Consider the following 14,100-nt stretch of genomic DNA (forward strand, 5'->3'; position numbering starts at 1 on the left):
GGATCTGCCGTGTACGGATCTACCGTGCTACCGCAGCCGTGACTCCGGCTCTTCTTCGTCTTCCTCGTCCGGCAGCTTCACATCGCTGACCGCGATATTGACCTCCACGACTTCGAGTTCCGTCATGCGCTCGACGGCCGAGATGACGTTCTCCCGTACCTCGCGGGCCACGTCGGCGATCGCCACTCCGTAGTCGACGACGATTTCCAGGTCGATGGCCGTCTGCACCTCGCCGACCTCGGCCTTGACCCCGCGGGAGACGGACTTGGTGCCTCCGGGCACCCGGTCGCGTACCGCCCCGAAGGTACGGGAGATACCGCTGCCCATGGCGTGGACGCCGATCACCTCGCGCGCGGCGATCCCGGCGATCTTCTCCACCACGCCGTCGGCGATGGTCGTGCGGCCACGGCTCGCCGGGTCACCGCCGCCCCTTCTGCCGTCGGCCTTCCTGAGTTCTGCGCCTGCCTGTCCGCTTTCGGTCATCGCTGTTCGTCCCTTTCCGGCATGTATGGGCTCCCTTGCCCACATTAGGCGTGGTTGCCCCGCAGCGCGCCGGGGATACGGCAGGCTGGAGCAATGACGGCTGACCGATGGGCACGGGTGGTGCGGGAGCGGCTCGGGCTGGGCAGGCTGCTGCCTCTGGGCGAGGCGGCGGACGGGGCCTGGCTGGCGGAACGGGCAGCGGCCTCCGTACTGCGGCGTGCAGCGGCCTCCGTACCGTCGGCCGGCCAGGTGACCCTGCGCATCGCCCTGGCCGATCCGGACGAGGCCGGCGAGCCCGCGGTGCCGGCTCCCCCGGGCGCGCTCCCGCCGGGACCGCTGCGCATCGAGGCGGAGCTCGCGGCCACGGCGGACGCGCCGCTGCCGGCCACGGCACAGGCCCTGCGCGCGGCGCTGTTCACCACGGCGCGGGAGGACCTGGGGCTGCTGGTGACGGAGGTGGACGTGCGGGTGACGTCGCTGCTGGACCGGGCACCGGCGGCCGAGCGCGCACCGGAGGAGGAGCCCGTGGCAGAGGCTGAGCCGGCGGGAGCCGTCGCGGAGGCGGCGGTGCGGGTCCCGGGGGTGGCCGCCCTGACCGGTGTCCTGGGCGCTCCCGTCCATGACGCGGAGGGGCGCATCCGTATCGAGCTGGCGACGGCCCGGGACCACCGCGCGCTGGACGTGGCGGTGGCGGTCCGGAACGCGGTAACGGCCGGCCGGGAGGACCGGCCGGCCGTCACGATCGTCGTCACGGCGGTGGTGTAGCGCCGCCTCGCGGAGCGTCAGTCCGCGATGCCGGCGAGGTCGCGGAGGCGGCGGGCCTGGGCGGCTCGTTCCGCGGTGCGCTGGTCCTCGTACGTACGGCCGGACGCCTCGCGCAGCAGTGCCTTGGTCTCGACGACCGCGTCACGCGGCGCGGCCAGCAGGGCGGAGGTGAGGTCCTGGACCGCGGCGCCGAGTTCGGCGGCCGGCACGACCAGGTTGGCCAGGCCGATCCGCTCGGCCTCCGCCGCGTGGACGAAACGCCCGGTGGCGCAGATCTCCAGGGCACGGGCGTATCCCACCAGGGACAGCAGCGGGTGCGTGCCGGCGAGGTCGGGGACCAGGCCGAGGCTCGTCTCCCGCATGGCGAACTGCACGTCGTCGGCGACGACGCGCAGATCGCAGGCGAGGGCGAGCTGGAAGCCGGCCCCGATCGCGTGCCCCTGGACGGCGGCGATGGTGACGAGATCGTTGCGCCGCCACCAGGTGAACGCCTCCTGGTATTCGGCGATGACCGCGTCGAGTTCCGCGTCGGAGCCGCGCGCGAGGTCGATGAACGACGGCTCGCCGTCGAAGCCCTCGGGCGTGAATGCCTGCCGGTCGAGTCCGGCGGAGAAGGACTTGCCTTCACCACGCAGCACGACCACCCGGACGGTGCCCGGCAGTGCCCGCCCGGCTTCGGCCAACGCCCGCCAGAGAGCGGGAGACTGGGCGTTGCGCTTGGCCGGGTTGGCCAGGGTCACCGTGGCGACCGAATCGTCGACGGTGAGCTGTACGCCGTCCTTGTCGAGGACGAGGACGTGGTCGGGCGAAGCCATGTGCGCCTCCGGTTCAGAGCAGTCTGCCACTCAAGCTACTCAACAGTAACCACCCGGCCGACCTCACGACCGACCGGGGGCCACCGAACCGGTGGAACGACAGAAGCCGGCCTGCGATCAGGCCGTGACCGCCTTCTTGCCGCGTGTCGCACCGCCGCGTCCCCGCAGCGTGACTCCGGACTCACTGAGCATCCGGTGGACGAAGCCATACGAGCGACCGGTCTCTTCGGCCAGCGCCCGGATGCTCGCACCGGAGTCGTACTTTTTCTTCAGGTCTGCCGCGAGCTTGTCGCGCGCGGGGCCGGTCACCCGGCTGCCCTTCTTCAGAGTCTCGGCCACCCGTGCCTCCTCATGGAAGTGCGCTCTGGACTTCTCATGATCACCCCTTCCGGGCTTCCTGGCCACCCATTCGGCAAGGTCCGTCCCACAAGGTTTGCCCGAGCGCTCCCCGCCCTCACGAGCGGAGGAACTCGTTCCGCTTCAGCCCGGGGCAGGGGCCGGCCCGGTCCATGAACGAATGAGCTGGTCAGCCCGGCGAAATGATCAGCCGGGCGGTCGGGGCGGCCCGGCAGGCGCCCATGCCGGAATGGCCGGACGCCACACCGTGGTACGAGACCCACTCACTCAGATGAAGGATCACGCCTCAGCCGAATGATCCAGCGAGGGATGATCAGGGCCTCAGGCCAGCGCCACCAGGTCCCGGTAGTCGGCGCCCCAGAGGTCCTCGACGCCGTCGGGCAGCAGGATGATCCGCTCCGGCTCCAGTGCCTCGACTGCGCCCTCGTCGTGGGTGACGAGGATGACCGCGCCCTTGTAGGTGCGCAGCGCGCCCAGGATCTCCTCGCGGCTGGCCGGGTCGAGGTTGTTGGTGGGCTCGTCGAGCAGCAGCACGTTGGCGGACGAGACGACCAGGGTGGCCAGCGCCAGCCGGGTCTTCTCCCCACCGGAGAGCACACCGGCCGGCTTGTCGACGTCGTCGCCGGAGAAGAGGAAGGAGCCGAGCGTCTTGCGGACCTCGACGAGGTCGAGGTCGGGCGCGGAGGAGCGCATGTTCTCCAGGACCGTGCGGTCCGGGTCGAGCGTCTCGTGCTCCTGGGCGTAGTAGCCGAGCTTGAGCCCGTGGCCCGGGCTCACCTGACCGGTGTCCGGATTCTCTACGCCGGCGAGCAGACGCAGGAGGGTGGTCTTGCCCGCGCCGTTGAGGCCGAGAATGACGACGCGGGAGCCCTTGTCGATGGCGAGATCCACATCGGTGAAGATTTCGAGCGAGCCGTAGGACTTGGACAGCCCCTCGGCGGTGAGCGGGGTCTTGCCGCACGGCGCGGGCTCGGGGAAGCGCAGCTTCGCCACCTTGTCGGAGACCCGCACCGCGTCCAGGCCGGAGAGCAGCCGCTCGGCCCGCTTGGCCATGTTCTGCGCGGCGACGGTCTTGGTCGCCTTGGCGCGCATCTTGTCGGCCTGCGAGTTCAGGGCGGCGGCCTTCTTCTCGGCGTTCTGCCGTTCGCGCTTGCGCCGCTTCTCGTCGGCCTCGCGCTGCTGCTGGTAGAGCTTCCAGCCCATGTTGTAGACGTCGATCTGCGAGCGGTTCGCGTCCAGGTAGAAGACCTTGTTGACGACGGTCTCGACGAGGTCGACGTCGTGGGAGATCACGATGAAGCCGCCGCGGTAGGTCTTGAGGTAGTCGCGCAGCCAGACGATCGAGTCGGCGTCGAGGTGGTTGGTCGGCTCGTCGAGCAGCAGGGTGTCGGCGTCCGAGAAGAGGATCCGGGCCAGCTCGACGCGGCGGCGCTGACCACCGGAGAGCGTATGGAGCGGCTGGCCGAGCACGCGGTCGGGCAGGCCGAGCGCGGCGGCGATGGTGGCGGCCTCGGCCTCGGCGGCGTACCCGCCCTTGGTGAGGAATTCCGTCTCCAGGCGCTCGTACTTCTTCATCGCCCGCTCGCGGGTGGCGCCCTGGCCGTTCGCCATCCGCTCCTCGTTCTCGCGCATCTTGCGCAGGACGGAGTCCAGGTCACGGGCGGACAGGATGCGGTCACGCGCGAGGGTGTCGAGGTCTCCGGTGCGCGGGTCCTGCGGCAGGTAGCCGACCTCGCCGGAGCGGGTGATGGCGCCGGCCGCGGGGATGCCCTCGCCCGCGAGGCACTTGGTGAGGGTGGTCTTGCCGGCTCCGTTGCGGCCGACGAGGCCGACACGGTCGCCCTTGGCGATACGGAAGGAGGCGGACTCGATCAGGACTCGGGCGCCGGCGCGCAGCTCGATGCCGGTGGCGGTGATCACGGAAATACTCCAGGGCGGTATGGGCGGCGGAAGGGTGCGGGCGGAGATTCTTCGACGCCGCTAATGCACAAGGAGATTTGCCATACGAGTCAGTCTACCGGTGGCCCGCAACCACTTTTCCGATGCGGCCGGGGGAGCTCGTCCTGCCGGGGACTGTCAGACCCCCCTGCCAGACTGTGTCCTGGATCACATACGCGGGCCGTCCAGACCCCCCGACCGAGAGGAAGTGATCGACATGGCAGGCGGACCGAGCATCTGCCCGACGCTGGTGTACGCGGACGCGAAGGCGGCGATCAAGCTGCTGACCGAGGCGTTCGGCTTCACCCAGGCCGCGCTGTACGAGGGCGAGGACGGCAGCGTGCTGCATGCGGAGCTGACGTACGGCAACGGCATGGTCATGCTGGGCAGCAAGGGCAAGGGCGGGGTTTTCGACAAGGCGATGGGGAACGCGGGACCGGCGGGGGTGTACGTGGTGGTGGAGGACGTCGACGCGCACCACAGGCGGGCGGTCGAGCACGGAGTCGAGATCCTGATGGAACCCACCGACCAGGACTACGGCTCCAGGGACTACATGACCCGGGACGCGGAAGGCAACATCTGGAGCTTCGGCACGTACGCCCCGGGAGGGGCGTAGCGGCGGGGGCGCGGCCGGGGCGGGCGCGGCCGGGGCCTGCCCGGGGGTCAGGCTCCTCCGGTGTGGACCTGGAAGGCCGCTCGGCGGACTGCTTTGGCCAGGGCCGGGTCGGGGTGCGCCGCGGCCAGGGCCACCAGGACCTGCACGGTGCGGGGGTGGCCGATGGCCCGTACCTCGTCGAGCAGGGCGGGCACCGTGCCCTGCACCGCGGAATCGAGGTGGCGGACCAGCAGGTCGGTCTCGCCGTGGTCGGCGACGGCCGCGGCGGTGTCCACCCAGAGCCAGGTGGACTCCTCCCGGGTCAGCACCTCGGCCGCGTCCTCCGCGTCCACGCCGTCGTGCTCCGCCAGCCACAGCAGGGCGTACGGGCGCAGCGCGCTCTCGGCGGCCGCGGCCCGCACCTCGGGCTCGGCCGGGGCTCCGACCACGCGCAGCGCCTCGAAGGCGAGCCCGCGCAGCAGCGCGTCCTCGCCGCGGGCGACGCCGAGGAGCTCGGCGACCGCGCTGCCGACGGTCCGTGCGGCCAGCCAGGCCCGGTACTCCGCCCGCGCCGAGCCGGGGCTCAGGCGCGCGCAGCCGTGCAGCATCGCCTCGGCGGCCTGCTCGATGTTGCCCGCCGGGCTCTGCGCGGCCACGCAGATCTGCTCGAGCTTGACCCACACCGCCCAGTTGCCGAGCGGCGTCAGGGTCGCCTGGCCCTCGCCGAGGGTCAGCGCGCCCACAGCGGCGAGGCCCTCCAGGGCCCAGCCGAGGAGCAGGGAGAGCGGGACGGCAGCGGGCCCGGACGCCTGCGCGGGTACGGCGGGGAGCGGCTGCGGCCCGTACGGCACCTCGCAGCGCTCGTCGCGCAGTTCGGCGACGCGCTGTTCGAGGAGGTCGAGCAGGGTGGGGACGGGGACGGGGCCGGCGGAGAGCTGGAGCAGGGAGAGGAGCTGCGGTACGGCCTCCACGACCTCGGCCACGGCGGCCGGGGCGACATCGGCCGGCGCGGGGTGGACCAGTGACCAGGCGTCGAACAGAGCCACCCAGCCGCGCAGCACGGCCGCGTCGTCGCGGTCCCAGGCACGCAGCCGCCAGCCGGGGCGGGCGGTGTCGCCGTGCACCTCGACGAGTCCCGCGAGCCGGGCCCGGTCCCAGCCGGCCCGGACCTGGACCGGCGTCAGCTCCAGCGCGGCGGTGGCCCGTTCGACGGCGGACGCGGAGAGCGCTCCGGACTGCCCGGGGCGTACTGCGGCGGCCGCGCCGCGCTGCTGGTCGGCCCAGCGGGCGATCCGTACGGCGTCGGCGAGGCCCGTCCTGGCCTGACCGGCGAGCTCGGCGGCCGCCGGCGTGCCCTCGGGAGGGCGCGGCGCGGGCCGGGTGCGCCGGTTCGTCACGGCCTTGCGGGCGGCGGCGAGCTGACGCGGACGGACGAGTCGGAGCCTGGAGTCGCGCGGGTTACGGGACGTCACGGGAGCAGTGTTGCCTCTGACGGGCCGAAAGCCCAAACGGAACCGGGGGTTGCCGCTCTCCGGCCGCCCTCCGACGGCCCTCCGACCGCTCTCCCGCCCGCCTACATCAGGGGCGTGAGGAAGCGGCGCAGAGCCTCCTCGTAGGCCGCCGGGTCGGCGTTCCACATCGCTGCGTGCGGGGCGCCCGGCACCGTGTGCAGGGTGACCAGGTCCGGGCGCAGGGCGGCCAAGTCGCGCGAGTACCGCCAGGGGGCCAGTACGTCGTCCGGGCCGTGGAAGATCAGCGTGGGAACGCGGACGGCGTCCGCGTCGGCCGGGGCCGGGCGTTCGCTGTCCAGCCCGGTCCTGCCCTGGGCCGCCCGTACCGCGAGCGGCAGCAGCGGCGCCGGGGTCCGGCGGGCGGAGGCGAGGGCGCGCAGGGTGGTCTGCCAGTCGAGCACCGGCGAGTCGAGCACCAGGCCGGTGATCCGGTCGCGCATCGCCGAGTTGGCGGCGGCGTGCAGCGCCATCGACGCGCCGGTGGACCAGCCGTGCAGCACGATGCGCTCGGCGCCGTACCGCACGGCATAGCGGATGGCCGCGTCCAGGTCGCGCCACTCCGAGTCGCCGAGGTGGCCGAGGCCGTCCGGGGAGCGCGGCGCGCCCAGGTCGTTGCGGTACGCCAGGTCGAGCACGGGGAACCGGTGCTCGTGCAGGAACGGCATGACGACCATCGGGTGCTCGCGCGTGGTGCCGAGGCCGTGCACGGTGATCACCCAGGTGTCGCGGGCGCCTGGCACGAACCAGGCCGGCAGGGCCCCGAGTTCACCGGGAATGTCGACATCGGCGTGTTCCAGGCCCAGCGCGGAGTGCGGATCGCCGATGTGGACCTGCGGCGTGAGCCGGAGTTTCGCGCCGGTCCTGAGCGTGCCGTGGGTGACACGCTCCAGCCGGCGTACGACGGTGTCCGCGGCGTGCTGCGCGTCCTCCAGGACGGGTCCGACGACGGCGTGCACCCGGTTCCCGTGCAGCCCGTACGTACCGGGACGCAGCGAGGCCAGCGAGCGGGTCAGGGTGACCTGTCCCGCCGCGGTGGCGTGGACACTGAGGCGGGGGCCGAGGGAGACGGGCCGTTCCGGCGACGCCTTGAGCGCGACGTCACTGGCGTACCGGCCGGCCGCGACCGCGACCGCGCCGGCACCGAGAAGTGTGGTGACGGCCGCTGCCGCCGCTGTAGCCGGGCGCACCGTCCCAGTGTCGGTGCGTATGCGGACGGCTGCCAGTCAGCGGGACGGCCGGAATCCGCCGAGCCGTCACGATGTGCCGTTTGCGGCCCGCACCGACTGCGCGGCTCCAGCGGATCACTCCGGCGTGCGTGCGGGCGGCCTCGGGTGGACGTCAGCCATTCGTCATGTGTCGCATCGCTCATCGGCCGACCACCTCTGCATACGGTCGACCTGGCGACGGTCCGTTCTTCCGGTCCGTCGATGACGCCGCCAAAGGATGGTCATGGACGAACGTGAGGAACCCCCGGGGCCGGGAGGGCAGGACCGGTCACCGCGGGACCAGGATGCCGCCGCTCCGCATGGTCAGGAGAGGCCTGGCCCGCCGACTGAGCATCCGCCGGTAACAGGCCGACCCGATGGCACCCCGGATCCCGGGCACCGGCCGCCGCCGGGCCGGGATGCCGCGGAGCCGGTCAAGGCGCCGCAAAGTGACCGAGCCGACAGTGGGTCTCAACCGGCTCGCCCCGGCCCCCGCACCGGCGCCCCCACCGTTGCCCCCACCGGTGCCCGTACCGGGTGGCGGTCCGCACTCGCGGACAGGCCGCCGCCCGGTCCGTCGCGGCCGGAGTTCTGGCGCAGTCCGCTGCGGGGGCCGTGGCTGACGTCGGTTCTGGGCGCGGTCCTGCTCGTCGGTATCACGGTGCTGTTCGTGACCGGGCTGCTCTCCTATGCCGCTTACAACCCGGATCTCGCGCCGACCAACGACCAGACCCCCGACAAGGGGTGGCTCGGCTTCTACCTCTTCCCCTGGCCGACCAGCCCGTACTGGCTGTACCGCTTCACCCAGGGCGTCCACGTCACGCTCGGCATCGTGCTGATCCCGGTACTGCTGGCGAAGCTGTGGTCGGTGATTCCCCGGCTGTTCGCCTGGCCGCCGGCGAAGTCGGTCAGCCAGGCATTCGAGCGGCTGTCTCTGTTGCTGCTCGTCGGCGGCGTGCTGTTCGTCTTCGCCACCGGGATGCTCAACGTTCAGCTGGACTACATCTTCCCCGGCTCGTTCTACGTCCTGCACTTCTACGGGTCCTGGGTGTTCATCGGCGCCTTCGTCGTCCACGTCGCCTTCCGTGTCCCCCTGGTCGTCCGGACGCTGCGCTCGGGCGGTCTGTGGCGGGAACTGCGCACGCCGGTCAGCCGTACGAGGCCGGAACCGGCCGACGAGACAGGTCTGGTCTCCCCGCGCCCGGCGGAGCCGACCATGTCGCGGCGGGGAGCGTTGGCGATGGTGGGCGCCGGTTCGCTGGTGCTGCTGGGGGTGACGGCGGGTCAGAGCATCGGCGGGTGGCTGCGGGGCACTGCGCTGCTGGCTCCGCACGGACAGGACCCCGGCCCGGGCCCGAACGGGTTCCAGATCAACAAGACGGCGGCCGCCGTGGGCATCCGCGCCCGGGACATCGGCCCCGAGTGGCGTCTGGTCGTGCGGGGCGGCGGCCGTCAGCAGATTCTCACCCGGGACCAGGTCCTGGCGTTGCCGCAGTACCGTGCAGCGCTGCCCATCGCCTGTGTGGAGGGCTGGTCCACCGCTGACCAGGAGTGGAGCGGAGTGCGGCTGGCCGACCTGGCCGCACTCGTCGGGTTCGCCGGCCCGCCACCGGGGGTGTTCGTCGAATCCGCACAGCGCAGGGGCTCGTTCCGCTCGGCCGCGCTGCGCGACAACCAGGTCCGTGACCCGCGCTCGCTGCTGGCGCTCCGGGTCAATGGAGCCGACCTTTCGACGGATCACGGATACCCGGCGCGGGTGATCGTGCCGGCCAACCCCGGGGTGCACAACACCAAATGGGTCACTCGTCTCACCTTCGGGGAGAGGGTATGAAAGGGCTCCGCGAGGTTTACGGTTCGTCACCGCTGCACCTGCTGCTGGTGCTGTTCTCCTTCGCCCTCACCCTGTACGCGGGGATCCGGCTGCTCGACGGCGACACGATCGGCGTTCTCGTGTGGTTCGTCGGAGCCGCACTCCTGCACGATCTGGTCCTGCTGCCCCTCTACACGCTCACCGACCGCGCCGCCCAGGCCGTGCTGGGCGGTCGCGGGCAAGCCGCTCACCGTGACGCCGCTCACCGCGACCGCCCTTCTCCCACGAGGGGACGGATCAACTATGTCCGGGTGCCGGCCTTCATCTCGGGGGTGCTGCTGCTGACCTGGTTTCCCCTGATCCTGGGCCAGGTGGGCCGCTACACGGCGTACACCGGCCTGCCGGACGACGTCTTCCTGGGACGCTGGCTGCTGATCACCGCCGCACTCTTCGGCCTGTCGGCCCTGTGGCTGCTGGTCCGCATGTGGTCCTCCCGCCCACCGCGCCCCAAGCCCCGGCCACAACCGCAACCGCAACCGCACGAAAAGCCCGCTCCGTGACCGGGCAGGTGGTGTGGTGAGTACACGTCCGATTCATGATTACGCTGTGCTGTCGGACCGTCGTTCGGCGGCCCTGGTCGGCACCGACGGCTCGGTCGACTGGCTGTGCATTCCCCGGTTCGACAGCCCCGCGATCTTCGGCCGGCTGCTTGACGAAGACGCCGGACACTGGTCAATCCGACCCAGCGGGCCCGCTGACGTCAGCCGCCGGTATGCGCGAGAGACACTCGTGCTCGAGACGACCTTCCGCGCACCGACGGGGACGGTGGTCCTGCTCGACGCGCTCGCGATGGGAGACCGCGAACGCGGACATGAGCTGGGCGCCTCCTCGCCCGGCGTCCTGCTGCGTCAGATCACTTGCACGGCCGGTTCGGTGAACGTTGAGATCAGCTATGCGCCGCGTCCGGAGTACGGTCTCGTCCACCCCGTGATGACGCCTGTGCGCGGCGGGCTGACGGCTTACGGCGGCGCTCATCTTCTGATGCTGTCTTCCCCTGTCGCCCTGGAGGTCGGCAGGTCCACCGCGCATGGCGAGGTGTCGCTGACGGCAGGACAGCAGGTCGGCTTCGCCCTGCACGCCGGGTCACCCTGGGGTGCCGAGCCGGCGCCTTGGCGCGCACGGCGTATCCGGCGCCGTCTGAACGACACCATCAAGGCCTGGCGCTCGTGGTCGCAGGCCCACCAGGGCTACCGTGGTCCCTGGCAGGAACACGTCGGCCACAGCGGACGCGTGCTGCAGGCCTTGACCTTCGCTCCCACCGGTGCCATCGTCGCGGCGGCCACCACATCACTGCCCGAGAGCATCGGCGGCGACCGCAACTGGGACTACCGCTACTCCTGGGTGCGCGACGCCAGCTTCACCCTCCAGGCACTGGCAACCACCGCCTGCCAGAAGGAGAAGGCGGCATTCTTCGGCTTTCTCGCCCGCGCCGCGGCCACTCAGCTGGAACGCGGAGTGGACCTGCAGATCATGTACGGGATCGGCGGCGAGAGAGACCTGAGCGAACGCATCGTGCCGCATCTGAGCGGCTGGCGCGGGAACGCGCCGGTGCGCGTCGGCAACGGCGCCTGGCAACAACGTCAGCTCGACGTCTACGGGGAACTGCTGGACGCGGCCCACCAGACGCTTCCCTCCGGCGAGCAGCTCGACCCACACACCCGCACCCTGCTGCTGCAAGCGGCCGAGGCGGCTGCACGCCGCTGGAGCGAACCCGACCAGGGCATCTGGGAGGTACGCGGGCCCAGCCGGCACTTCCTGCACTCCAAACTGATGTGCTGGGTCGCGCTGGACCGGGCCATCGACATGGCCCCCGCGCTGGCTGCCACCTCCGACCGCGTCACCGAATGGAAGCGAACCCGCGCCCAGATCCGCACGGCCATCGAAACCCGCGGATGGAACGCCCGCCTGGGCGCATTCACCCAGTCATTCGAAAGTGACGAGCTCGACGCCTCGGCGCTCATGCTTCCGCTCGTCGGATTCCTCCCGGGCCACGACGCCCGCGTCCGCTCCACCGTGGAGGCGATCGCGGCCCGGCTCACCGATGCCCACGGCCTGGTACGCCGCTACCTCAGCGACGACATCGCGGCCGAGGAAGGATCGTTCCTCCTGTGCACGTTCTGGCTCGCTCACGCTCTGGCCCTGATCGGTGAAGCGACCCGTGCGCGAGACGTTTTCGAGACCGCCCTCGATCATGCCAACGATGTCGGTCTCCTTGCCGAAGAGGTCTCCTCAGCCACCGGAGAGGCGCTCGGCAACTATCCCCAGGCCTTCAGCCACATCGGGCTGATCAATGCCGCCGGCGCCATCCACCAGGCCGAACAGGTCGCGACCTAGCGGGGGCTCTCCGTAGTGGCTTGGTAACCCGCAGGTCAGGTTACCTGGGGTCCCGTGTCAGTTCATCTTCCGTTCACCAAGTCAACGTACGTTCGGCCAGAGCCGAGACGTATGGACGCCTCGGCTTTTCTCAGGCCGCCAGCCGCATACGGAAACGGATGACCCCTGATGGCACATGAGGCCATGATTCTGCTTGGGATTGTGATCGTCACCGCCCTCGTGTTCGATTTCACGAACGGTTTCCACGACACAGCCAACGCGATGGCGACGACCATCTCGACCGGCGCTCTCAAGCCCAAGACGGCGGTGGCCATGTCCGCCGTGCTCAACCTCGTCGGCGCTTTCCTCTCGGTGGAAGTCGCCAAGACGATCTCCAGCGGACTCGTCAACGAAGAGGGCATCAGGCCCGAAGTCATTTTCGCGGCGCTCGTCGGCGCCATCCTGTGGAATCTGCTGACCTGGTTGGTCGGCCTGCCGTCCAGTTCCTCGCACGCCCTGATGGGCGGCCTGGTCGGCGCCACCGTCGCCTCGGTCGGCTTCGGCGGAGTCAACGGCGACGTCGTCGTCACCAAGGTGCTGATCCCCGCGATCGCCGCCCCGCTGGTCGCCGGTGTCGCCGCGATGCTCGCCACCCGGCTCACGTACAAACTGAGCAGCAAGACCAACGAGAAGGCGTCGGCCAAGGGCTACCGCGTCGGCCAGATCAGCTCCGCGGGCCTCGTCTCGCTGGCGCACGGCACCAACGACGCGCAGAAGACCATGGGCATCATCACCCTCGCCCTGGTCGCCGGCGGCGCTCTCGCCCCCGGCTCGAACCCGCCTCTGTGGGTCATCCTCTCGGCCGGTGTCGCGATCGCCCTCGGCACCTACCTCGGTGGCTGGCGCATCATCCGCACCATGGGCAAGGGTCTCACCGACCTCCAGCCGCAGCAGGGCTTCGCCGCCCAGACCAGCGCGGCGAGCGTCATCCTGGCCTCCTCGAACCTCGGCTTCTCCCTCTCCACCACCCACTCGTGCTCCGGCGCGGTGATGGGCTCCGGTCTCGGACGCAAGGGCGGTGTGGTCCGCTGGTCCACCGCGACCCGCATGTTCATCGCCTGGGGCCTGACCCTGCCGGCGGCCGGCCTTGTCGCGGCGGGCGCGGAGCTCGTCACCAGGCAGGGCAACTGGGGTGTCGCCGCCGTCGCGGTCTTCCTCGTCAGCTCCTGCCTCGCGATCTGGCTGGTCTCCCGCCGCCAGGTCGTCGACCACACCAACGTCAACGAGACCGGCGCCGACGGCGAGCCCGCGGGCGTCGTGACCGCCGCGATGGCCGCCGTCACCCCGCCGCCGGCCGGCGTCACCACCGCCACCACCGGCGAACTGAAGGCCACCATCCCCGCCCCGGCGCCCGCGTCCCCCGAACCGCCGCAGCCCGCGACCGTCTGACCAGCTCGACGCGCTCGACGCACTCGACGAGTGAAGGAATCAGCAGTATGAAGATCGACTGGGCAGCTCTCGGCTCCGTCTTCGGAGTCAGCCTCACGGCCACCGTCGCCCTGGTGGGCCTGTTCACCCTCGGCATCGTCGGCCTCTCCAAGCAGGAGTCCGCCACCGCGCAGGGAGGCTCCGCCGGCGCCGCGGCCCTGGCCCGCACCGGCGCGTACGCCTGCTTCGCGCTCTGCGCGGCGGCGGTGGCGTACGGGATCTATCTGATCGTCGTCTGACCCAACCCGGCAGCCGACCGCACCGGCAAGCCGACCGCCCCCGGCGGGTCCCTCACGGACTCCTGCCGGGGGCGTTCGCGTTCCCGCCGGTGTGGGGCTTCGCACACTGTCCCGCCGCAGGTCAACGGCGAGTTGACGGGCGTTCGCGGGGCGTGGTGGACTTCCGGAGCCAAACGGCGGCAGGAGAGGAAGTCCGGTGCGAATCCGGCGCGGTCCCGCCACTGTCACCGGGGAGCACTCCCCCACACCGGAAGTCACGGCCCGTGCGTACGGGCTGGAAGGCCGGGGGAGTTGCCGATCCGGGAGCCAGGAGACTCTCACCGCCGGTCACGTCGAACCAGGGCGCGGACCCTGAGTGAGGACTTTCGCCATGCCGGGCTGCGGTTCAGTTGTCCATGTGAGTACGAGTACGGGGTCCCGCCGAGGTCCTGTCCGGGCGATCTTTGAGGATCAGCCCGCGGCGTCAGATGCGGTGCATCGCAAGGCGGAGGATCGCCCTCGTACTGGATGTACTTGGGCTA

General features: G+C 71.2%; 13 protein-coding genes and 1 riboswitch. Of the genes, 7 read left to right on the plus strand and 6 right to left on the minus strand.

The annotated features are described in order from the left end of the window. Positions 1-27 precede the first annotated feature (27 nt). The gene (locus ACWV17_RS21145; RefSeq protein WP_455360975.1) at positions 28-483 is read right to left on the minus strand and encodes an Asp23/Gls24 family envelope stress response protein; all 456 of its coding nucleotides are present in this window, start codon (positions 481-483) and stop codon (positions 28-30) included. A 93-nt stretch (positions 484-576) separates the two neighbouring features. On the opposite strand from ACWV17_RS21145, the gene ACWV17_RS21150 reads away from it, so the two are divergent. After that, positions 577-1,248, plus strand: a complete 672-nt coding sequence (locus ACWV17_RS21150) for a hypothetical protein (protein WP_455360976.1) — start codon at positions 577-579, stop codon at positions 1,246-1,248. A 17-nt stretch (positions 1,249-1,265) separates the two neighbouring features. On the opposite strand, the gene ACWV17_RS21155 is transcribed toward ACWV17_RS21150, so the two are convergent. The 3 genes from ACWV17_RS21155 to ACWV17_RS21165 form a co-directional block, all read right to left on the minus strand. Then, positions 1,266-2,063 carry an enoyl-CoA hydratase/isomerase family protein gene (locus ACWV17_RS21155; protein WP_455360977.1) on the minus strand — a complete coding sequence of 266 codons (798 nt, stop codon included), beginning with the start codon at positions 2,061-2,063 and terminating at the stop codon, positions 1,266-1,268. A 117-nt stretch (positions 2,064-2,180) separates the two neighbouring features. Continuing rightward, on the minus strand, positions 2,181-2,402 hold the full coding sequence (locus ACWV17_RS21160) for a helix-turn-helix domain-containing protein (protein ID WP_455355820.1): 222 nt from the start codon (positions 2,400-2,402) through the stop codon (positions 2,181-2,183). 339 nt (positions 2,403-2,741) lie between these two features. After that, positions 2,742-4,340: an ABC-F family ATP-binding cassette domain-containing protein gene (locus ACWV17_RS21165; protein ID WP_455355821.1), complete on the minus strand. Its 1,599-nt coding sequence runs from the start codon at positions 4,338-4,340 to the stop codon at positions 2,742-2,744. A gap of 235 nt (positions 4,341-4,575) precedes the next feature. On the opposite strand from ACWV17_RS21165, the gene ACWV17_RS21170 reads away from it, so the two are divergent. Next, a complete protein-coding gene (locus ACWV17_RS21170; protein WP_455355822.1) occupies positions 4,576-4,974 on the plus strand; it encodes a VOC family protein in 399 nt (132 codons plus the stop codon). A gap of 47 nt (positions 4,975-5,021) precedes the next feature. Here the strand turns inward: ACWV17_RS21170 and ACWV17_RS21175 are convergent, their stop codons facing one another. Together ACWV17_RS21175 and ACWV17_RS21180 are read right to left on the minus strand one after the other, a co-directional pair. Then, positions 5,022-6,425 (minus strand): hypothetical protein, encoded by a 1,404-nt coding sequence (locus tag ACWV17_RS21175; RefSeq protein WP_455360978.1) that lies wholly within the window; start codon positions 6,423-6,425, stop codon positions 5,022-5,024. A 101-nt stretch (positions 6,426-6,526) separates the two neighbouring features. Further along, the gene (locus ACWV17_RS21180) at positions 6,527-7,651 is read right to left on the minus strand and encodes an alpha/beta hydrolase (RefSeq protein ID WP_455360979.1); all 1,125 of its coding nucleotides are present in this window, start codon (positions 7,649-7,651) and stop codon (positions 6,527-6,529) included. A gap of 622 nt (positions 7,652-8,273) precedes the next feature. Here ACWV17_RS21180 and ACWV17_RS21185 point away from each other — a divergent pair. The 5 genes from ACWV17_RS21185 to ACWV17_RS21205 all read left to right on the plus strand — a co-directional run bounded on the left by ACWV17_RS21185 (position 8,274) and on the right by ACWV17_RS21205 (position 13,579). Beyond that, a complete protein-coding gene (locus ACWV17_RS21185) occupies positions 8,274-9,500 on the plus strand; it encodes a molybdopterin-dependent oxidoreductase (protein WP_455361017.1) in 1,227 nt (408 codons plus the stop codon). Further along, complete coding sequence (locus ACWV17_RS21190) at positions 9,497-10,039, plus strand: hypothetical protein (protein WP_455360980.1); 543 nt, start codon at positions 9,497-9,499, stop codon at positions 10,037-10,039. The genes ACWV17_RS21185 and ACWV17_RS21190 overlap by 4 nt, the downstream gene beginning before the upstream one ends. Positions 10,040-10,055: 16 nt before the next feature. After that, complete coding sequence (locus ACWV17_RS21195) at positions 10,056-11,873, plus strand: glycoside hydrolase family 15 protein (protein WP_455360981.1); 1,818 nt, start codon at positions 10,056-10,058, stop codon at positions 11,871-11,873. A 183-nt stretch (positions 11,874-12,056) separates the two neighbouring features. Further along, positions 12,057-13,301 (plus strand): anion permease, encoded by a 1,245-nt coding sequence (locus ACWV17_RS21200; protein ID WP_455355827.1) that lies wholly within the window; start codon positions 12,057-12,059, stop codon positions 13,299-13,301. Positions 13,302-13,348: 47 nt separating this feature from the next. Beyond that, complete coding sequence (locus ACWV17_RS21205; protein ID WP_455355828.1) at positions 13,349-13,579, plus strand: hypothetical protein; 231 nt, start codon at positions 13,349-13,351, stop codon at positions 13,577-13,579. A gap of 185 nt (positions 13,580-13,764) precedes the next feature. Further along, positions 13,765-13,896, plus strand: a riboswitch (cobalamin riboswitch). The last annotated feature ends 204 nt before the right edge of the window (positions 13,897-14,100 follow it).

The sequence above is a fragment of the Streptomyces mabaensis genome (genome assembly GCF_053763515.1).